19 protein-coding genes are annotated in these 18,856 nt (G+C 72.7%); 16 read left to right on the top strand and 3 right to left on the bottom strand.

The features are described 5' to 3' along the window. Positions 1-682: 682 nt before the first annotated feature. The 6 genes from PH189_RS21985 (at position 683) to PH189_RS21960 (ending at position 5,288) form a co-directional block, all read left to right on the top strand. Positions 683-1,891 (top strand): DUF445 domain-containing protein, encoded by a 1,209-nt coding sequence (locus PH189_RS21985; RefSeq protein WP_274190967.1) that lies wholly within the window; start codon positions 683-685, stop codon positions 1,889-1,891. A 116-nt stretch (positions 1,892-2,007) separates the two neighbouring features. Then, the gene (locus PH189_RS21980) at positions 2,008-2,472 is read left to right on the top strand and encodes a helix-turn-helix domain-containing protein (protein WP_274190951.1); all 465 of its coding nucleotides are present in this window, start codon (positions 2,008-2,010) and stop codon (positions 2,470-2,472) included. A gap of 47 nt (positions 2,473-2,519) precedes the next feature. After that, on the top strand, positions 2,520-3,242 hold the full coding sequence (locus PH189_RS21975; RefSeq protein ID WP_274190950.1) for a hypothetical protein: 723 nt from the start codon (positions 2,520-2,522) through the stop codon (positions 3,240-3,242). Between the two features lie 130 nt (positions 3,243-3,372). Beyond that, complete coding sequence (locus tag PH189_RS21970) at positions 3,373-3,672, top strand: DUF2516 family protein (RefSeq protein WP_274190949.1); 300 nt, start codon at positions 3,373-3,375, stop codon at positions 3,670-3,672. Continuing rightward, positions 3,669-4,229 (top strand): YbaK/EbsC family protein, encoded by a 561-nt coding sequence (locus tag PH189_RS21965; RefSeq protein ID WP_274190948.1) that lies wholly within the window; start codon positions 3,669-3,671, stop codon positions 4,227-4,229. The genes PH189_RS21970 and PH189_RS21965 overlap by 4 nt, the downstream gene beginning before the upstream one ends. A gap of 81 nt (positions 4,230-4,310) precedes the next feature. Next, positions 4,311-5,288 carry a pirin family protein gene (locus PH189_RS21960; protein WP_274190947.1) on the top strand — a complete coding sequence of 326 codons (978 nt, stop codon included), beginning with the start codon at positions 4,311-4,313 and terminating at the stop codon, positions 5,286-5,288. Positions 5,289-5,337: 49 nt separating this feature from the next. On the opposite strand, the gene purU is transcribed toward PH189_RS21960, so the two are convergent. Together purU and PH189_RS21950 are read right to left on the bottom strand one after the other, a co-directional pair. After that, positions 5,338-6,237 (bottom strand): formyltetrahydrofolate deformylase, encoded by a 900-nt coding sequence (purU, locus tag PH189_RS21955; protein ID WP_274190946.1) that lies wholly within the window; start codon positions 6,235-6,237, stop codon positions 5,338-5,340. 2 nt (positions 6,238-6,239) lie between these two features. After that, positions 6,240-6,740 carry a DUF2505 domain-containing protein gene (locus PH189_RS21950; RefSeq protein WP_274190945.1) on the bottom strand — a complete coding sequence of 167 codons (501 nt, stop codon included), beginning with the start codon at positions 6,738-6,740 and terminating at the stop codon, positions 6,240-6,242. Between the two features lie 25 nt (positions 6,741-6,765). Here PH189_RS21950 and PH189_RS21945 point away from each other — a divergent pair, with 25 nt between their 5' ends. The 3 genes from PH189_RS21945 to PH189_RS21935 all read left to right on the top strand — a co-directional run bounded on the left by PH189_RS21945 (position 6,766) and on the right by PH189_RS21935 (position 10,424). After that, positions 6,766-7,890 (top strand): UDP-N-acetylmuramate dehydrogenase, encoded by a 1,125-nt coding sequence (locus PH189_RS21945; RefSeq protein ID WP_378014968.1) that lies wholly within the window; start codon positions 6,766-6,768, stop codon positions 7,888-7,890. A gap of 116 nt (positions 7,891-8,006) precedes the next feature. Continuing rightward, on the top strand, positions 8,007-9,194 hold the full coding sequence (locus PH189_RS21940) for a L,D-transpeptidase (RefSeq protein WP_274190944.1): 1,188 nt from the start codon (positions 8,007-8,009) through the stop codon (positions 9,192-9,194). A gap of 72 nt (positions 9,195-9,266) precedes the next feature. Beyond that, entirely contained in the window at positions 9,267-10,424 is a 1,158-nt protein-coding gene (locus PH189_RS21935; protein ID WP_274190943.1) for a L,D-transpeptidase, read from the top strand. Here PH189_RS21935 and PH189_RS21930 read toward each other — a convergent pair. Continuing rightward, entirely contained in the window at positions 10,421-11,194 is a 774-nt protein-coding gene (locus PH189_RS21930) for an SDR family NAD(P)-dependent oxidoreductase (protein WP_274190942.1), read from the bottom strand. The genes PH189_RS21935 and PH189_RS21930 overlap by 4 nt on opposite strands. Before the next feature lie 138 nt (positions 11,195-11,332). On the opposite strand from PH189_RS21930, the gene mshA reads away from it, so the two are divergent. From mshA to PH189_RS21895, 7 genes are all read left to right on the top strand, one after another. After that, entirely contained in the window at positions 11,333-12,625 is a 1,293-nt protein-coding gene (mshA, locus tag PH189_RS21925) for a D-inositol-3-phosphate glycosyltransferase (protein WP_274190941.1), read from the top strand. Further along, a complete protein-coding gene (locus tag PH189_RS21920) occupies positions 12,622-13,125 on the top strand; it encodes a type III secretion system chaperone family protein (RefSeq protein ID WP_274190940.1) in 504 nt (167 codons plus the stop codon). The genes mshA and PH189_RS21920 overlap by 4 nt, the downstream gene beginning before the upstream one ends. A gap of 318 nt (positions 13,126-13,443) precedes the next feature. Continuing rightward, positions 13,444-15,033, top strand: coding sequence for an AMP-binding protein (locus PH189_RS21915; RefSeq protein WP_274190939.1), 1,590 nt, complete (start codon positions 13,444-13,446; stop codon positions 15,031-15,033). Positions 15,034-15,544: 511 nt separating this feature from the next. Then, on the top strand, positions 15,545-16,372 hold the full coding sequence (locus tag PH189_RS21910) for a GAF and ANTAR domain-containing protein (RefSeq protein WP_274190938.1): 828 nt from the start codon (positions 15,545-15,547) through the stop codon (positions 16,370-16,372). 186 nt (positions 16,373-16,558) lie between these two features. Further along, positions 16,559-16,771 (top strand): hypothetical protein, encoded by a 213-nt coding sequence (locus PH189_RS21905; protein WP_274190937.1) that lies wholly within the window; start codon positions 16,559-16,561, stop codon positions 16,769-16,771. 538 nt (positions 16,772-17,309) lie between these two features. Beyond that, positions 17,310-17,807 carry a hypothetical protein gene (locus PH189_RS21900; protein WP_274190936.1) on the top strand — a complete coding sequence of 166 codons (498 nt, stop codon included), beginning with the start codon at positions 17,310-17,312 and terminating at the stop codon, positions 17,805-17,807. 292 nt (positions 17,808-18,099) lie between these two features. Continuing rightward, entirely contained in the window at positions 18,100-18,840 is a 741-nt protein-coding gene (locus tag PH189_RS21895) for a GAF and ANTAR domain-containing protein (RefSeq protein WP_274190935.1), read from the top strand. Positions 18,841-18,856: the final 16 nt, after the last annotated feature.

Here is an 18,856-nt window from a genome sequence, read left to right as displayed (position 1 = left end):
ATCACCTTCCGCGCCACCCTGGCCTGGATCTCATGAACCACCAGACAGGCTCTAGCGGCCCACGGCCGGAGGGGGCGCCCCCCGGTCACCGTGGGGCAGCACGGCGACCGGGGGACGCGAGACCCCGTGCGGCCGGGCGCGGTCGGTCGCACGGGGGACCGGGTCGTCCCGAGGGACGGCACGGGGTGGTCGGGAGAAGCGTCGACGACTCTGTTCACGACAGGGACGACGGCGGCCGTGGAGACCGTGCGACGACTCCGGCGCGAACAACGGCGACAACGGCATCTATCCAACGACCGAAGTCGCCCGAGCGATACGCACTCTCGCCGCCCAGTGCGCGATTCGCGCCGGGTGGTGTCCCGGTTCACCGGTCCGGGGGACGAATCCACCGTGACGCACGTCTCCTGGGTGCCTCACTGCGCCGAATGCGACGTCCCTGTGGTCGACGGGCTCCGCCCGCCGCCGGTGGGACACTGGAGGCGTGCAGACCGCCCACGGACCGGACGGCGCCAGGACACGTGGCGACCTGGAGGCCGACCCGCCGACCGAACCCGTCGGCCCGCCCGTCACCGGGGGGAGCGACGCCGGCGCGCTCCCGTCCGCCCGCCGTCCGTCCGGCGGGGACGGCGGCCTGATCCCGGATTTCGTCGACGACCCGGAGAAGCGGGCCCGCCTGCGGCGGATGAAGGCCGTGGCGCTGTCGTTCCTCTTCGGTGCCGCGATCATCTGGATCGTCTTCCTGGTGTGGGAGCGCAACGGCGGGCCTGCGTTCACCGGCTACGTGCGCGCCGCGGCCGAGGCGGGGATGGTCGGCGGGCTCGCCGACTGGTTCGCGGTCACCGCGCTCTTCCGTCACCCGCTGGGCATCAAGATCCCGCACACGGCGCTCATCCCGCGCAAGAAGGACCAGCTGGGTGCCAGCCTGTCGGGCTTCGTCGGCGAGAACTTCCTGGCTCCCAAGGTCGTCGGGGAGAAGCTCCGCGCCGCCCGGATCTCCGCGCGGCTCGGCGGCTGGCTCACGACGCCGGGCAACGCCTCGCGGGTGACCGGCGAGCTGGCCACCGTCGTGCGCGGCGCGGTGACCGTGCTGCGCGACGACGAGATCCAGGCCGTCGTCGACCAGGCCGTCACCCGGCGCGTCGTCGCCCAGCCCTGGGGGCCGCCGATGGGCCGGCTGCTGGCCGGGGTGCTCGACGACGGGGCGCACCGCCGCGTCGTCGACCTGATCTGCGACCGCGCCTACGACTGGGTGCGCGACAACCACGACACCGTGATGGCGCTGGTCAGCAAGCAGGCGCCGAGCTGGTCGCCGCGCTTCGTCGACGGGCTGATCGGCGACCGGCTCTACGCCGAGGCCCTGTCGTTCGCCTGGGCGGTGAAGTCCGACGCCGACCATCCGATGCGCAAGGCCGTCGACCGCTTCCTGATCTCCTTCGCCGCCGACCTGCAGGACGATCCGGACACCAACGCGCGGGTCGAGGACATCAAGCGCCAGCTCCTCGAGCACCCCGAGGTCCAGGCCCTCATTTCGCGCGCGTGGGCCACCGGGAAGGCGATGCTGCTCGACGCCGCCGAGGACCCGTCGTCCCAGCTGCGGCTGAAGGTGACCGACGGCGTCGCCCGTTTCGGCGAGCGCCTCGACACCGATCCCGAGCTCCGCGACAAGATCGACGGCTGGATCGTCGACGCCGCCGGCTACGTCGTCGGCCGCTACTCGAGCGAGATCTCCACCCTGATCTCCGACACCGTCGCCCGCTGGGACGGCCCCGAGACCTCGCGCAAGATCGAGCTCCAGGTGGGCCGCGACCTCCAGTTCATCCGCATCAACGGGACCCTCGTCGGTGCCCTCGCCGGCCTGGTGATCTACACCGTGGGCGAGCTCCTCGTCTGAGGCCGTCCCCCGGAAGTGTGTGTGACAGCCCACGCGACCTGCGCAAGCACAGTGCTTGCGCCAGCTAGCACTCGTGTTAGCGTGGGTTTCAGCGAGTTCGGAGGAGGTGGTCATCGGTGTCCGGGACGGACGGGGTCGAGAAGATCGGCCAGGCCGTCGATGACATCGGTGCCTACATCCGCCGGCAGCGCGAGGGCGCGGAGGTCAGCCTCCGTCAACTCGCGAAGGTCGCGGGGATCAGCAACCCGTACCTGAGCCAGATCGAGCGTGGGCTGCGCAAGCCGTCCGCCGAGATCCTGGCCCAGATCGCGACCGGTCTGCGGATCTCCGCCGAGGCGCTGTACGTCCGGGCAGGGATTCTCGAGCCCCGGGAGCACTCCCCGGTACTCGACGCCCTCGCGTCGGACACGGAGCTGACCGAGCGCCAGAAGCAGGTGCTCACCGACATCTACGAGTCATTCCGTCGCGGCAACGCTGCCGAGACCAGCACCGTGACCGGGACCGAGGACGCCGCGCTCGCCGTGGCCGCCATCGACGCTGCCGCCCAGGCAGTCGAGGCACCGGCCCAGCGCACGTCCTGACCTACCGCTCAGGCACATCACACACGTATTCAGGAGAGAGGACGACCATGGCTGTCACCTTCCCCACCAAGTTCGACGTCCGCGAGGTTCGCGACCAGGCCAGCAAGGCCGTCTCGGACGCCATCGACCCGCTGCGCCAGCCCGCCCTGGCCGTGCTGGGCCTCGGCGACGTGGCCGTCGCCGCCGCCCGTGAGGCCGCCGAGCGCGTGCAGTCCGGCGCCACCGAGGTCCAGGCCCGCGTCGAGGACCTCCCGGCCGAGGTCCAGGAGCTGCGCACCAAGCTGACCGCGGAGGACTTCCGCCGCCTGGTCGACAGCTACCTGGCCGCCGTCCGCAGCGTCTACGCCGACCTCATCAAGCGCGGCGAGTCCGCGTACCGCGACATCACGTCGCAGCCGCAGGTCAAGCAGGCGCTGAACACGGTCGACCAGGTCTCGAGCGAGATCGAGGGCCGCCTCGAGGACGCCGTCGAGGGTGTCCGCGTCCGCGGTGAGAGCGCTCTGGCCGGGGTCACCAAGCAGACCCGTTCGGTCGGCGAGCGCGCCGCCCGCACGACGCAGCGCTTCAGCGCCCAGGCCGCCGAGGTCGTCGCCGAGGCCGGCTCCGAGCTCTCCGAGGAGATCAAGGAGGCCGGTGACGAGGTGGCGTCCGAGACGCGCAGCACCACGCGCAAGGCCGCTGCGCGCACCGCGCCGAACAAGCAGGGCCCGAAGAACGCGCCGAAGTCCGCGGCCACCGCGGGCGGCGCCAAGCGGGCCCCCAAGAGCTGAGTCCCGCCACCGTGCGGTGACGCTCTGCTCGACACGACCCCGGGACGCTCCGCCGTCCCGGGGTCGTCGTGTGTCCGGGCGAGGACCGCGCGCCTGTCGCCCCGCTGCACGGGGCACGTATCGTGGTGGCGTGTCGGTGCTCTACAACCTCGATGGCTACGTGCTGCTGGTGCTGTGGCTCCTGGGGATCCCGGTGGGCCTCTACGCCTTCGTGCACGCCCTGATGCAGCGCTCCGACGCGTTCACGGCCGCCGACAAGCTGACGAAGCCCGTCTGGTGCGCGATCACCGGCGTCGGCCTGGCGATCCTCGCGATCTCCACCAGCGGCCCCTACAGCTTCCTCTGGCTCGTCGGCATCATCGCCGTGCTCATCTACATCGTCGACGTGCGCCCGCGGGTGATCGAGATCCAGCAGGGCCCGCGCTGGTGACGTCGGCGGCTGCCCAGGCCGTCGCCGGGTCGCTGGAGCCGGTGCCCGCCCTCGAGCGGACCGACCTGCTGGCGGAACCTGTCGCCGAGGCCCTGCGCGGGCTGCCGCCCGAGGTCGCCACCGGCTGCCTGGTCGCGGAGATCGACCCCGCGCTCGCCGACACCGCCGCGTTCTGCGAGGCCTACGGCTCGCCGCTGGAGGCGTCGGCCAACTGCGTCGTCGTCGCCGGCTCGCGCTCCGGCGAGCGTCGCTTCGCCGCCTGCGTCGTGCTGGCCACGACGCGCACCGACGTCAACACCGTCGTCCGCAAGCGGCTCGACGTGCGCAAGGCGTCGTTCGCGCCGATGGACGAGGCGGTCGAGCTCACCGGCATGGCCTACGGCGGCATCACTCCGTTCGGCGTGCCGGCGTCGTGGCCGGTCCTCGTCGACCCCGCGGTGATCGCCACACCCGCGGTCGTGGTGGGCAGCGGCCGGCGCGAGAGCAAGCTCCTCGTCCCCGGTGCCGCACTCGGTGAGCTGCCCGGGGCCGAGGCGCTCGAGGGCCTCGGCCGCTGACGCGGATCCCGGTGGGAATCGGTCGTCGCCGGGGGACGTTCTCCGCTCCACATTGAATGTTCAACTACTGAGGAGGGGACGATGCCCGCTCTGACGGTCGCCGACCTGACGGTCCTACCTCGCATCCCCGAGCCCGCGGGGCCCCGCGTCGGCGTCACCGAGCGGGGGGTCCGCACGGTGACCACCGCGCCGCAGGGCTACGAGGGCGAGGGCTTCCCGGTACGCCGCGCGTTCGCCGGCGTCGACCTCGCGCTCCTCGACCCTTTCATCCACATGGACCAGATGGGCGAGGTCGAGTACGCGCCGGGCGAGCCCAAGGGCACGGCCTGGCACCCGCACCGGGGCTTCGAGACCGTCACCTACATCATCGACGGCACGTTCGAGCACGCCGACAACCACGGCGGCGGTGGCTCGATCACCAACGGCGACACGCAGTGGATGACCGCCGGCGGCGGGGTGCTGCACATCGAGCGCCCGCCGGAGGCGCTCGTCGCGTCGGGCGGCCTCTTCCACGGCCTGCAGCTGTGGGTGAACCTCCCGCAGGCGCAGAAGTGGGTGCAGCCCCGCTACCAGGACCTCCGCTCCGGGCAGGCCGCGTTGCTGACCTCCGCCGACGCCGGGACGCTCGTGCGGGTCATCGCCGGCGAGATCGGCGGGCACGAGGGGCCCGGCTCGACGTACACGCCGATGACGATGGCGCACGCCTCGCTCGAGCCCGGCGCGGCGCTGCACCTGCCCTGGGACCCCGAGCAGAACGCGCTGCTCTACGTCCTGTCCGGTGACGGCACCGTCGGCGCCGAGCGACGTCCGGTGCGCACCGGCCAGCTCGTCGTCTTCGGGCCCGGCGAGTCGCTGCGGGTCGCCGCGGACCCCGGGCAGGAGGGCCGGCACCCGAAGCTCGAGGTCGTGCTGCTCGGCGGTCGCCCGATCCGCGAGCCGGTGGCGTGGGGCGGGCCGTTCGTCATGAACACCCAGCAGGAGGTCCGGGAGGCGATGGTCGACTTCCACGCCGGGCGGCTGGGCGCGATTCCCGCCGAGCGGGTGCGCCCGCGCACGTGAGCACTTTGAGGTGCCGGAGCACCACGAAGTGCTCACATGCCGCAGGCACCTAGCGGAAGACGACCGTCCGTCCCGCGTGCACCTGCACGCGGTCCTCGAGGTGGGCGCGCAGCCCGCGGGCCAGCACCAGTTTCTCGACGTCGCGGCCGCGGCGGACCATGTCCTCGGCGGTGTCGGCGTGGTCCACGCGGCTGACGTCCTGCTCGATGATCGGGCCGGCGTCGAGGTCCGCGGTGACGTAGTGGCACGTCGCGCCGACGAGCTTCACCCCGCGGGCGTGGGCCTGGTGGTACGGGCGGGCGCCGGCGAACGAGGGCAGGAAGCTGTGGTGGATGTTGATCGCCCGCCCGGCCCACCGGTCGCAGAGCTCGGGCGTCAGCACCTGCATGAACCGTGCCAGCACGATCGCGGCCGGGTCGTGCTCGTCGACGAGGCCGGCGACCGTCGCGAACGCCGCGTCGCGGCCCGTGCGGGCCTCGTCGTCCTCGGCACGGGACGGGAACGGCACGTGGTGGAACGGCACGCCGTGCGCCTCGGCGAGCGGGCGCAGCACCTCGTGGTTGCCCACCACCGCGCGCACGTCCATCTCGAGCTCACCGCCCCAGACCCGGCCGAGCAGGTCGTGCAGGCAGTGCGATTCCTTGCTGACCAGCAGCACCACCCGCGGCGGCTCGGCGGCGTCGCGCACCTGCCAGCGCACCGGGTCGCCGCCGGGCACCTCGAGGCCCGCGGCCACCTGGCCCATCACCACGCGCAGCACGTCCGCCCCGCCGGGGACCGAGGCGGCGTCGACGACCTGGCGTGTGACGAACCAGCCCGCCTCGGTGTCGGCGTGGTAGGCGGCCTCGGTGATCGATGCGCCGAGCGCCGCCAGCCGCCCGGTGATCGCGGCGACGATGCCGGTGCGGTCCGGGCAGCTCAGGGTGACGACGAGGCGATGGGTCGCCATGGTCAGCGCTTCTCCAGCCGTCGGCGTGTGAACGCGTCCTCGGCGTCGAGCAGCGCGTCGACCTGCTCGACGACGACCTTCTCGATGCGCCCGCCGACCATCGGCACCGACACCGTGGCCTCGCCCTGGATCTCGGTGACCGCGCCGCCGCCGGAGTCGGTGAGCTTCTGCGTGCCGGTCATCGTCCCCGGGAGGCCGCGGACCGTGACCTCGAACGTGCCGTCGTAGCCGCCGTCGGTGCGCACGCGCCACGTCTCGACGCGGTCGAGCACGAGGTCGTCGCCGGTGAAGCGCCGGACCGCCGTGGGCAGGAACTCGACGGGCACCGAGTGACGCAGCTCCAGGCGGGCCCCGGAGGCGTCGACGGTGTGCTCCACGAGCGCGGGGTCCTTCCCGCCGAGCTCCTTCAGGCGTGCCCGGAGGTGGTCGCCGTCGACCAGCTCCGCGTACACCTCCTCGGCGGGGACGTCCCAGGTGGCGCGGTGGGCGATGCGGGTCGACACGGGCGGGAGGTTACCGTCGGAGGCCGTGGCACCCGGTCCGACCGCTCAGACGACGCCCGCGCCGGGCGACGGCCCCGTCGACACCGACGCCGCGACGCTGCTCGCGCCCCACACGACGCTCGGTCTCGGCGGCCCCGCACGCCGCCTGGTGCGGGCGTCGACGGCCGACGAGGTGGTCCAGCGGGCGCGCGCGGCCGACGGGGCGGGCGAGCCGCTGCTGCTCGTCGGCGGGGGCTCCAACCTCGTCATCGGGGACGCCGGGTTCGCCGGCACCGCGCTGCTCATCGACACCGAGGGCCACGAGGTCGTGCGCCGCGACGCCGACACCGTCGTCCTGCACGTCGAGGCCGGCCACGACTGGGACGCGCTGGTCGCCGACACCGTCGCCGACGGGTTCGGCGGGCTCGAGTGCCTCTCGGGCATCCCCGGGCGCACCGGGGCGACGCCGGTGCAGAACGTCGGCGCCTACGGCGTCGAGGTCGGCGACCTCCTCGTCGACGTCGACCTCTACGCGCGCCGTACCGGTCGCCGCGGCACGGTCCCGGCCGCCGACCTCGGTCTCGGCTACCGCACGAGCCGCCTCAAGGGCGCGCGCAACGTCGACGGCGAGATCGTCCTGGGCGTGCGGTTCCGGCTCACCACCGACGGCCTGTCGGCCCCGGTCCGCTACGCCGAGCTCGCCCGCGCCCTCGATGTCGAGCCCGGCACCCGCGTGCCCGTCGCCGACGCGCGCGCCGCCGTGCTCGCGCTGCGCCGCGGGAAGGGCATGGTCATCGACCTCGCCGACCCCGACAGCCGCAGCGCGGGCTCGTTCTTCACCAACCCGGTGGTCGACGAGGCGACGGCGGCCCGTGTCGCCGCCCGCACCGAGGCCGCGGGCCAGGTCCCGGTCACGGCGTGGCCGCAGCCCGGCGGGCTGGTCAAGCTCTCCGCGGCCGCGCTCATCGAGCGCGCCGGCATCCCGCGCGGCCACCCCGGCGAGCACGCCCCCGCGCGGGTCTCCACCAAGCACACGCTCGCCCTGACCCACCGCGGCGGTGGGACCACCGACGACCTGCTCGCGCTCGCCCGCGACGTGCGCGACCGGGTCGACGCCGCCTTCGGTCTCGTGCTCGAACCCGAGCCCGTGCTCGTCTCCTGCGCCCTCTGACCGGGATCGCGGCGAGACGCCGCTCACGATCACAGGGCCACCGGTGTGAGTGTGCCCGCGCCCTGACAACCGTCCCGGGGCCGTTCGCGTCATGCGTTCGGGATCGATCAGGAGAGGTGGCCCTCGGGGTGCGGGAACGCGTGCAGGGTGTGCTGGCCGTGGTGGTGGCGCTCGTCGCCGTCGCGGGAGTCGTCGCGGGGTGTGCGGCTGCGGGCGCCACGCCCCGGCCGGCGGGGAGTGACGCGGCGCAGGCCCCGACCGTGACCACGACGGCCGTGCCGGGACGCGCCGACGTCGACCCGGGCGGCGAGATCAGCGTGACGGCGCCGGACGCCGCCCTGCGCGACGTCGCGCTGACCGGAGCGGACGGCCGTCCGATCGCCGGGACCGTGACTCCCGACGGACACCGCTGGGCCGCGACCGAGGCGCTCGGCTACGGCAAGCCCTACACCTGGTCCGGTGTCGCGGTGGGCGCCGACGGGGCCACCACGCCGGTGGCCGGCGGCTTCACCACGGTGAGCCCGGAGCGGGTCGTGCGCGCGCAGTTCGCGCAGCCCGACGACGCCACCGTCGGCGTGGCCGCGCCGATCGCCATCCAGTTCGACGGCCCGGTCGCCGACAAGGCGGCGGCGGAGCGGGCCCTGCAGGTGCGCACGTCGGTGCCCACCGAGGGCTCCTGGGCGTGGCTGCCCGACGACGCGCTGGGGTCGCGGGTGCACTGGCGGCCGAAGGAGTACTGGACGCCCGGCACCGTCGTCGATGTCGCCGCGAACCTGTACGGCGTGAACCTGGGTGACGGCGCGTACGGACGCGAGGACCTCACCAACCACCTCACCGTCGGGCGCTCGCAGATCGTGCGGGCCGACGTCACGAGCCACCGGATGGTCGTGATCCGGGACGGTCGGCAGGTCATGGACGTCCCCGCGAGCTACGGGCTGGGCAGCGACCCCAACCGCATCACGCGTAGCGGGACCCACGTCGTGACCGAGAAGTTCGACAACAAGCGGATGACCAGCGCGCAGTACGGCTACGACCTCGTCGAGCACTGGGCCGTGCGGATGAGCAACAACGGCGAGTTCATCCACGCCAACCCGGCGTCGGCGGGCGCCCAGGGCTCGAGCAACGTCACCCACGGCTGCGTCAACCTCTCCACCGCCGACGCGCGGGCGTACTACGACACCGCCATCTACGGCGACCCCGTCGAGGTCACGGACTCCCCGGTCCAGCTCTCCGCGGCCGACGGGGACGTCTACGACTGGGCCCTCGACTGGGACACCTGGCGGGGGATGTCGGCGCTGTCCTGAGTTCGACCCGGCGGGCCGTCGGGGTGCGGTGCCACGATGGTGGCGACGCACGAGGAGAGGTTCGGGGGACGCATGGGTCGGACGCTCGTCACGGTGCTGAGCGGGCTGCTGCTGGTGCTGGCGGCCTGCGGCTCGGGGGCGTCGTCGACGTCCGGCGCGCCCGGGTCCGCCGAGGCGCCGCCGCCGGTCGGCGTGGCGGTCGAGCCGGCCGCGAACACCGCCGACGTCGCCCCGAGGGCCACGGTGGCGGCCAGCACCGAGGGGACGTTCACCGACGTCACGCTCACCGCATCACCGGGCGGTGCCGTCGCCGGCACGCTCTCGCCCGACCGGAAGCGCTGGACGCCGTCCGGCCCGCTGGCCTACGGCGCCACCTACACCTGGGGCGGCACGGCCACCGGGCCCGGCGGGGGCTCCTCGCCGGTCACCGGCTCGTTCACCACGGTCGCGCCCGGGCAGACCGTCCGGGCCACGCTGAACATCGGTGACGACCGCGAGGTGGGGGTGGCGGCGCCGATCACGATCCAGTTCGCGGCCCCGGTGGAGGACAAGGCGGCGGTGGAGCGGGCGCTGCAGGTGCGCACGTCGGTGCCCACCGAGGGCTCCTGGGCCTGGCTGCCCGACCAGGACGGCGGGTCGCGGGTGCACTGGCGCCCGAAGGAGTACTGGCGGCCCGGCACGCAGGTCGACGTCCGCGCGAACCTCCTGGGCACCCCGTTCGGCGGCGGCGCGTGGGGCCGTGAGGACCTCACGACGTCGTTCAGGATCGGCCGTTCGCAGGTCGTGCAGGCCGACGTCAACAGCTTCCGCATGGTCGTCGTCCGCGACGGGCAGCAGGTGATGGACGTCCCCGCCAGCTACGGGACGGACTCCGACCCGAACCGCACCACGCGCTCGGGCATCCACGTCGTGAGCGAGAAGTTCACCAACAAGCGGATGGTCAGCGAGCAGTACGGCTACGACCTCGTCGAGCGCTGGGCGGTGCGCATCAGCAACAACGGCGAGTTCATCCACGCCAACCCGGCCTCCACCGGCGCCCAGGGCTCCAGCAACGTGACCCACGGGTGCATCAACCTCTCGGAGGCCGATGCCCGGGCGTTCTACGACACTGCCCTGTACGGCGACCCGGTCGAGGTCACCAACTCCGGGGTGAACTACTCGCCGAGCGACGGCGACATCTACGACTGGGCCATCCCGTGGTCGGAGTGGCAGGGGATGTCCGCGCTCTAAGTGCGGTGGAAGCGCATGCCCGTGGCCTGGTCACGGGGCTTGAGGACGATCGTGTCGAGGTTGACGTGCGACGGCCGGCTCATGGCGAAGGCCACGACCTCGGCGACGTCCTCGGCGACCAGCGGCGTGATGCCCTCGTAGACCTTGGCCGCACGGTCGGAGTCGCCCGCGAACCGCACCAGCGCGAACTCGGTCTCCACCGCGCCGGGCGCGATCTCGGTGACGCGCACGGGCGCGCCGAGCAGCTCGCCGCGCAGGGTGCGGTGCATGGCGCCCTCGGCGTGCTTGGCGGCGGTGTAGCCCGAGCCGCCGTCGTAGACCTCGAGGCCGGCGATCGAGGTGATGGTGACGACGTGGCCGTCGCCCGAGTCGATGAGCAGCGGCAGCAGACCCTTGGTGACACGCAGGGTCCCGAGGACGTTGGACTCCCACATCCAGCGCCACTTCTCCTCGTCGGCCTCGATCACCTTCTCGGTGCCCTTGGCGCCGCCGGCGTTGTTCACCAGGCCGCGCAGCGGGCTCTGCGGGGTGACGAGGTCGCGGACGCCGGCGACGAACGCGGCCACCGAGTCGACGTCGGTGACGTCGAGGGGCAGGGCGGTGCCGCCCACCTCGTCGGCGACCTCCGTGAGGCGCTCCACGCGGCGTGCGCCGAGGACGGGGTGCCAGCCGTCGGCGGCGAGGGCGCGGGCGGTGGCGGCTCCGATGCCCGAGCTGGCGCCGGTGACGACGGCGAGGGGACGGTCGGTTCCCGGTGTCGGCGTGCTCATGCCCCGCACCCTAGGTCTGTTCGTCACGTGGTCCTCGGCGAGCCCGGGAGAGCCCCACACACCTAAGCTGGCGGCGTGACCCCGGCGGCGACGACGGCGACGGCATCTCCGGCGACCCGTTCCCGTCCCCCTGGCCGGGTGGTTCGGTCGCATCCGGGGCGACCCCGCCGGGTCGCGGTGATTTCGCTGCACACCTCACCGCTCGCCCAGCCCGGCACCGGCGACGCGGGCGGCATGAACGTCTACGTCGTGGAGACGGCGCGGCGGATGGCCCAGCGCGGCGTGGAGGTCGAGATCTTCACGCGGGCGACGTCGTCCGACCTGCCGCCGGTGGCCGAGCTGGCGGACGGGGTGCTGGTCCGGCACGTCATCGCCGGCCCCTACGGCGGCCTCGGCAAGGAGGACCTGCCCAGCCAGCTGTGTGCGTTCACCGCCGGGGTGCTGCGGGACGAGGCCCGTCACGAGCCGGGGTGGTACGACGCGGTGCACAGCCACTACTGGCTCTCCGGGCAGGTCGGGTGGCTCCTGCGGGACCGCTGGGGCGTGCCGCTGGTGCACACCGCGCACACCCTGGCCAAGGTCAAGAACGCGTCGCTCGCCGACGGCGACCGGCCCGAACCGCTGTCGCGGGTGGTCGGCGAGGAGCAGGTGGTGGCCGAGGCCGACCGCCTCGTCACGTCCACGCAGGCCGAGGCGGACGACCTCGTCACCGCCTACGGTGCCGACCCGGACCGCGTCCGCACCATCGCGCCGGGCGTCGACCTGCGCACCTTCACCCCCGCGCCCGACCGCGACGCCGCGCGCGCCGCCCTGGGGATCCGGCCGGAGGACACGGCGATGGCGTTCGTGGGGCGGATCCAGCCGCTCAAGGCGCCCGACGTCCTGCTGCGCGCCGCCGCGACGATGCTCGCGCGGCGCCCGGAGCTGCGCGAGCGGCTGGTCGTCCTCGTCGTCGGCGGTCCCTCGGGCACCGGGCTCGCCGAGCCGGAGTCGCTGGTGGCGCTCGCCCGCGAGCTGGGGATCGACGACGTCGTCCGCTTCCTGCCGCCCCGGCGCGGCGACGAGCTCGCGCAGGTCTACCGCGCCGCGGACGTCGTCGCGGTGCCCAGCTACTCGGAGTCCTTCGGTCTCGTCGCCCTCGAGGCGCAGGCCTGCGGGACCCCGGTGGTGGCCGCCGCGGTGGGCGGGCTACCCACCGCGGTCGCCCACGGGCGCTCGGGGCTGCTGGTCGACGGCCACGACCCCGAGCACTGGGCCGACGCCCTCGAGCGCGTGGGCCTCGACCGGGCCGGGCGCCAGCGGTTCTCCGCAGGCGCGGTCGAGCACGCGGCGATGTTCTCGTGGGACCGCACGGCCGACGCGCTGCTCGCGACGTACGCCGAGGCCTCGCGGGCGAAGGACCGCGACCGGACACGAGGGATGGCGGTGTGAGCTCCCCTGCCCCGGACGAGCTGGAGAAGGTGCTCGCCGACGCCCTCGACGAGCGCGAGCTGTCCTACACCCGGCCGGGTCCGGGACGGTTCTTCGTGACGTTGCCGGGCACCAAGAAGCTCGCCACGCACTGCTGGCTGGTGCTCACGCCGCACGCGCTGCTGGTCGAGGCCTTCGTGTGCCGGCACCCGGACGAGAACCTCGAGGAGGTCTACCGCTTCCTCCTGCAGCGCAACGCCCGGCTCTACGGCGTGCACTACACGATCGACCGGGCCGGCGACATCCACCTCGTCGGGCGCGTGGCGCGACACGCCGTGGTGGACGAGGAGATCGACCGCATCCTCGGGCAGGTGCTGGAGGCCGCCGACGGGGACTTCAACACCCTGCTCGAGCTCGGCTTCGCCACGTCGATCCGCCGCGAGTGGGCGTGGCGCGAATCGCGGGGGGAGTCGCTGGCGAACCTCTCGGCGTTCGCGCACCTGGTGGAGGGTCGCGACTGAGCCGCCGGGCCACGCCGCCGGCGTGGGACGGGGGGCATCCGACGCCGGCGGCGGGCGTCCAGGGCGCTCGCACAGGCGAACGTGCACACGTGAGCCACGCCTCGGCCGAACCGTGGGTCGAATCGGCTTCTCGCGCTCACTGTCCCACCACGAAAGAGACGGGGCAAGCGATCGTCATGCGGCCGAATGGGTGACCGCCCGGGCCGTGAACCTCGCATCCGATCACAGAGAGATCATGCGAGAGGGCGGACACTCGCCCGTACCGACAGGTAGGTTTACCGACGCATTGCCGTCCCGCGCCCGACGAGGAGTTCCCGCATGGTCGTCCGCAGCCCGTACGCCGACGTCGACATCCCGGACGTGGGTCTGCCCGAGTTCCTCTTCGGCGACCTGAGTGAGGCCGACGCCGGCCGCGTGGCGATCATCGACGGATCGTCCGGTGCTCAGACGACCTTCGGCGAGCTCGCCGGAGCGATCGACCGCTTCGCCGCCGCCCTCGGCGAGCGGGGCCTCGGCCGCGGCGACGTGATCGCCCTGTTCGCGCCCAACAACGCCTACTACCCGGTCGTCTTCCACGGCGCCCTCGCCGCGGGCGTCGCGGTGACGACGGTCAATTCGCTCTACACCCCCGACGAGCTCGCCTTCCAGCTGCGCGACTCCGGCGCGAAGATGCTGGTCACCATCACCGCGTTCCTCGACCGGGCCCGCGCCGCGACGGAGCAGGACGGCGTCGTCGTCACCGAGACCGTCCTCATCGACGGCACCCGGGACGACGCCGGCACACCGCGGCCCGAGAACGGCCTCGCCGACCTGCTCTCCACCACGGCGGAGCGCCCGCAGGTGACCCTGACCGGCGACGACGTCGCCGCGCTGCCCTACTCCTCGGGGACCACCGGGCGCGCGAAGGGTGTGGTGCTGACCCACCGCAACCTCGTGGCGAACCTCGTCCAGTTCCAGGTGCTCAACGCGAGCACCGATGCCGACTCGAAGATCCTCGCGGTGCTGCCGTTCTTCCACATCTACGGCATGACCGTGATGATGAACCACGGCATCTACGTGCGGGCGACCGTCGTGACGATGCCCAAGTTCGATCTCGCGGAGTTCCTCCGGATCATCTCCGAGTTCCGCGTCGACCGCGTCTACATCGCCCCGCCCATCGCCGTCGCGCTGGCCAAGCACCCGATGGTCGACCAGTACGACATCGACTGCGTCGACATCGTGTTCTCCGGAGCCGCGGCGCTCGACGCCGAGCTCGGGCACGCCGTCGGGAAGCGACTGAACTGCACCGTGCTGCAGGGCTACGGGATGACCGAGCTCAGCCCGGTCAGCCACGCCATGCCGCAGGACCGTCCGGACATGGACCTCAACTCGATCGGCGTCGCGCTGCCCAACATCGAGTGCAAGCTCGTCGACCCCGAGACGGGCGAGGAGGGCTCCCGCGGCGAGCTGTGGGTCCGCGGCCCCAACGTGATGCGCGAGTACCTCAACAACCCCGAGGCGACCGCGGAGACCCTGGACGCCGACGGCTTCCTGCACACCGGCGACGTCGCCACCGTCACCGACGAGGGCGTCTTCCACATCGTCGACCGCGTCAAGGAACTGATCAAGTACAAGGGCTACCAGGTGCCGCCCGCCGAGCTCGAGGCGCTGCTGCTCACCAACGACGGGATCGCCGACGCCGCCGTCATCGGGGTCAAGGACGCCGAGGGCGAGGAGATCCCCAAGGCGTTCGTCGTCCTCCAGCAGGGCGCCCAGCTCTCCGGCGACGACGTCATGGGCTTCGTGGCCGAGCGCATCGCCCCGCACAAGAAGGTGCGGGTCGTGGAGTTCATCGATCAGATTCCGAAGTCGGCGTCGGGGAAGATCCTGCGCAAGGACCTTCGCGCTCGTGAGCAGGCGTCCACGTAGGGTCCCCGACCCGCTGTTTCGCGCCTCTGAACTGCACGGACGCCGAATGACCGATGTGAAGTCTCTGTGAGGCGCCGCAGCGGTGCGGCGTTGCGTCCGGGGTTTCCACGGAACAGTCACGGAACGAATCTCGCATAGTCGATCGAGCCTCTCCGTCGAGTAGATCGTGGATGTGGGCGTTGTAGGCGTAGACCGACAGCAGGGACCTCGACCGAGTGACCGGCCCGCTCGACGACCTCCGTAGCCGGCACCCCGGCGTTGAGGGAGGACGTGAGCGCCGCGTGCCGGAGGTCGTACGGGCGGGCCGCCAGCGGTGTGGCCGCCTGCGCTGGGCTCAGGCCGATCTCGCGGACCGGCTCCAACGGCGAGATCGGCCGGAGCTGGCGGGGGCGGGTCCAGCACTCCCGGCGACGGGCCTGGGAGCGCTCCTGGCGCTGCTTTCGACGCGATCGGTCGAGGAGCGCATCGCGATCACGTGGTGACGTTCCGAACGGCGCTCGGCGGGGTACACATGGGCTTCCTGCTCCGAACAGGTCGGCGCCGTGTCGTCACCGATTCCGATCGGTCAGCGACACGGGCCGCGCTCAACGGTGCCGACACGATCCCGGACGAAAGGCGCCCCGTGGACTCTCTGTCGCGCGCGGAGCGCCTTCCGGACCTCATGCTCGAACTGACCGACACGCTCGGCTCGGACCTCGATGTCGCTGGTCTGCTCTACTGCCTGGCTCGGGCCAGCACCCAACTGCTCGACATCGACTCGGCCGGAGTCCTGCTGCTCGACGAGAAGGGTCGGCTGATCCCCGTGGCGGCCACCCACCATTGCACCGATCACCTTGAACAGCTCCAGGCCGACACCGACCGCGGCCCGTGCCTGGAGTCCATTCGCGGCGACCGCGATGTTTCCTGCCCCGACATCGACCACGAACCGGAGCGGTGGCCCGACTTCGCCCGGCAGGCACGGGACGACGGGTTCCGATCGGTTCACGCCGTACCCCTGAGCCTGCGCCACCAGGTGGTCGGCGGCCTCAACCTGTTCAGTCGTGCGACCGGAGCACTCAGCGACGCCGACCGACGCGTCGCGGTCCTGCTCGCCACCGCAGCCGCCACCGGCCTCGTCCACTGGCGCACGGTGAACCACATCCAGACCGTCAACGGCCAACTCCAGAACGCTCTGAGCAGTCGCATCCCGATCGAGCAGGCCAAGGGCTTCATCGCCGCACGTCACCGATTGAGCCCGGAGCTCGCCTTCGAGCTGCTTCGGGCCCGGGCACGCAGGCGACGGGAGCCCTTGACCCAGGTCGCCCGAGCCGTCGTCGCCTCGCAGATCGACATCGTCTGACGGAGCTGCTGGCCTCGCGGCGCAGGCCCGAGAGTACGAGCCTCCGAGCGCGAACGAACGCGGCCGTCAGGCGATTGGGCCTGTACATCGAGCGCGAGAATCCTCAGGCTTGACGACGCTCTCGCCGGCCCGGTCCCCGTCGTCGACAGTCTCATCAGTCGAGGTCGACGAGCGAGAAGAGTCCGGATGAATATCGGTGATCTAGAGCCGTTCGATGCTGCCGTCCACCAGGCAGAAGGCGCGCTTGCCGCAGTGCTCGGAGTGTCCGCCGAGCATGCCGCGATGATCTTACGAGTTCGCGCCGACCGCCGCGGACTGCCGCTGTGTTGTGTTGCCGACGAGGTACTTGCGCGCCAGATGTCGACACCGGTGGACCCCAACATCTCCGGCTCCTGCTGACCCCGGCTTGCTCCCGTCCTCATCGCCCTCGTGCCCGCTCGGACCCAGGTCCCGCGGTAGCCACGGGCGCGAACGGCGTGGCCCCCAACCCCGGTCACGTTGATGCGCCCGGGAGAGGCGTCCCCGTCCGCCGAGCCCCCCGGCGGGCGGGGACGCCGTTCACCGAGGTCCCTGCTCGCTGTCGCGGGCGCGCGCCGTCCGGTTGGACGTGGCCGCCGACAAGGGGACATCCGCGTGCTCGGTTCACATGAGACACGAGTGTCAGCCCGGCGCCCTCTCCAACGCCGAGATGCGATGGGTCAGCCGACCCAGCGAGGGAGGCCATTCTCCGGGAGCGCCGGAGCGTGGAAGGTGTACCGGCGCCTCGGCGGTACACCCCGGACCGTGGCGATCGCGCTTGCGAACAGGCCCCGCGTAGGGCCCGCGCCGGGCTGGACCGACCGGGCGAGTCGGCCCACACTCGGGGGCGGAGGCACAGGCCCGGTCGCCACCGTCTGATGCTCTCGTGGGACGCGGGAGCCCGGGCCGATGAACGCCGATGGCCGACAGCGACCTGAACCCGCGGGACTGGCGCGACGTCCGGGTGCTGCGCGCCCGTGCCGTCCTGGCCGAGGTGCTCGTCGTGGACCTCGACGAGGCTCACCAGGGCCTGCGAGCGCACGCGGCCGCCGCCGGGACCTCGGTGCACGACGTGGCCCGCCAGGTGTGCGACGGAGACGTGGTCATCGATCGTGAGCTGTGCGTCGTGGCCTGGCCTCCGACGGAGCGTCGGGACCTCATGGAACGGGCATCGAACGCCCTCGAGACGACCCGCAAGACCTACCTGTGCCTCGCCGACGCCGCCGAAGCCCTCGCCGCCACCTACGACCGCTTCGCCGACACCCGTGAGGCGCACGCGCGCGAGGCCGGCGCCACGACCCCGGGTGAGGAGGTCAGGCTCACGCGCCGCCGGGCCGACGCCGAACGACGGGAGGCGCAACGGCTCCGTCGCGCCGTCGAGGGGACGTACGACGACGAGGGCCGCAGCAGGCGCTGACCCGTCGGGCCGCGGCGGTGAAGGGCCGTCAGCCGCGCGACCGCGCCCGCACGGGCCGTGGATACGGGGTACGCTGGCGACGCGGCCGGGTTCCCGGCGGCAACCACGGACACGGGGCGTCGAAACTCTCCGACGCCGGTCCCGTCAGTGTCGTAGTCCATGTGCGTCCCCGACCTCCGCCCGCCGGTGGGGAGGGCAGATCGCAGCGCGTGCCACTCCGGTCCTGCCTCGACAGCACGCCCGATGCGCTGCTCGTCGTGCCCACCACGCCGCAGAGCCGAGGACCGCCCGCATGCGTCCCGAACGCAATGATCGTCTCGTCGTCGCGTTGCGCACGGCCGCTCGTGATCTGGCCCGGCCGCGCCACATCTGCGACCTCGAGGAGACGCTCGCGCAGATCGTCGCCTCCGCCGTGGCCACCATCCCCGGCGTGGACGCCGGCAGCATCTCGATGACCGAGCACGGCCGGATCGAGACCCGCCACCCCACCAGTGACCTCATCGGCAAGATCGACACCAAGCAGAGCGAGCTGCACGAGGGACCGTGCATCACCGCCATCGAGGAGCCGCCGCAGTCCGGAACCGTCGTCGCGAGCGACCTCGCCGGAGCGGACGCGCAGCGGTGGCCGCGGTACGCGCCCGTCGTGGTCGACGCCGGGTTCCGGGCGCTCATGTCGATCCAGCTCTCGGTCGACCGCAGCGTGTGTGCGGCGCTCAACCTCTACTCGGCCACCCCGGACGCCTACGACGAGTACGCGCAGACGCTGGCCGGGTTGTTCGGTGCCCAGGCCGCGGTGCTGCTCTACGGCGTGACGACGGCCACCCAGCTGCAGCGGGCGGTCGACAGCCGCGACCTGATCGGGCAGGCCAAGGGGCTCCTCCGCGCGCGGTACAAGGTCGACGACGAGGGCGCGTTCCAGATGCTGGTCAAGTCCTCCCAGGACACCAACCTGAAGCTCACCGCCGTCGCCCGGTGGCTCGTCGAGAACGCCGACACCTCCGGCTCCCGCCCCGCTGCCGAGGCCTCCCCGTGAGCAGTGCCGGCCCCGA

This window comes from Actinomycetospora chibensis (assembly GCF_028737215.1).
Lineage (GTDB): Bacteria > Actinomycetota > Actinomycetes > Mycobacteriales > Pseudonocardiaceae > Actinomycetospora > Actinomycetospora chibensis.
This window is presented reverse-complemented; position numbering and strand designations above follow the sequence as displayed.

What these genes read in the sequence shown, in the direction of transcription:
- PH189_RS21985 (WP_274190967.1), top strand. Translation starts at nt 683, where the DNA reads ATGAAGGCCGTGGCGCTGTCGTTCCTCTTCGGTGCCGCGATCATCTGG.
- PH189_RS21975 (WP_274190950.1), top strand. Translation starts at nt 2,520, where the DNA reads ATGGCTGTCACCTTCCCCACCAAGTTCGACGTCCGCGAGGTTCGCGAC.
- PH189_RS21960 (WP_274190947.1), top strand. Translation starts at nt 4,311, where the DNA reads ATGCCCGCTCTGACGGTCGCCGACCTGACGGTCCTACCTCGCATCCCC.
- purU (WP_274190946.1), bottom strand. Translation starts at nt 6,237, where the DNA reads ATGGCGACCCATCGCCTCGTCGTCACCCTGAGCTGCCCGGACCGCACC.
- PH189_RS21935 (WP_274190943.1), top strand. Translation starts at nt 9,267, where the DNA reads ATGGGTCGGACGCTCGTCACGGTGCTGAGCGGGCTGCTGCTGGTGCTG.
- PH189_RS21930 (WP_274190942.1), bottom strand. Translation starts at nt 11,194, where the DNA reads ATGAGCACGCCGACACCGGGAACCGACCGTCCCCTCGCCGTCGTCACC.
- PH189_RS21915 (WP_274190939.1), top strand. Translation starts at nt 13,444, where the DNA reads ATGGTCGTCCGCAGCCCGTACGCCGACGTCGACATCCCGGACGTGGGT.
- PH189_RS21910 (WP_274190938.1), top strand. Translation starts at nt 15,545, where the DNA reads ATGGGCTTCCTGCTCCGAACAGGTCGGCGCCGTGTCGTCACCGATTCC.
- PH189_RS21905 (WP_274190937.1), top strand. Translation starts at nt 16,559, where the DNA reads ATGAATATCGGTGATCTAGAGCCGTTCGATGCTGCCGTCCACCAGGCA.
- PH189_RS21900 (WP_274190936.1), top strand. Translation starts at nt 17,310, where the DNA reads ATGGCCGACAGCGACCTGAACCCGCGGGACTGGCGCGACGTCCGGGTG.
- PH189_RS21895 (WP_274190935.1), top strand. Translation starts at nt 18,100, where the DNA reads ATGCGTCCCGAACGCAATGATCGTCTCGTCGTCGCGTTGCGCACGGCC.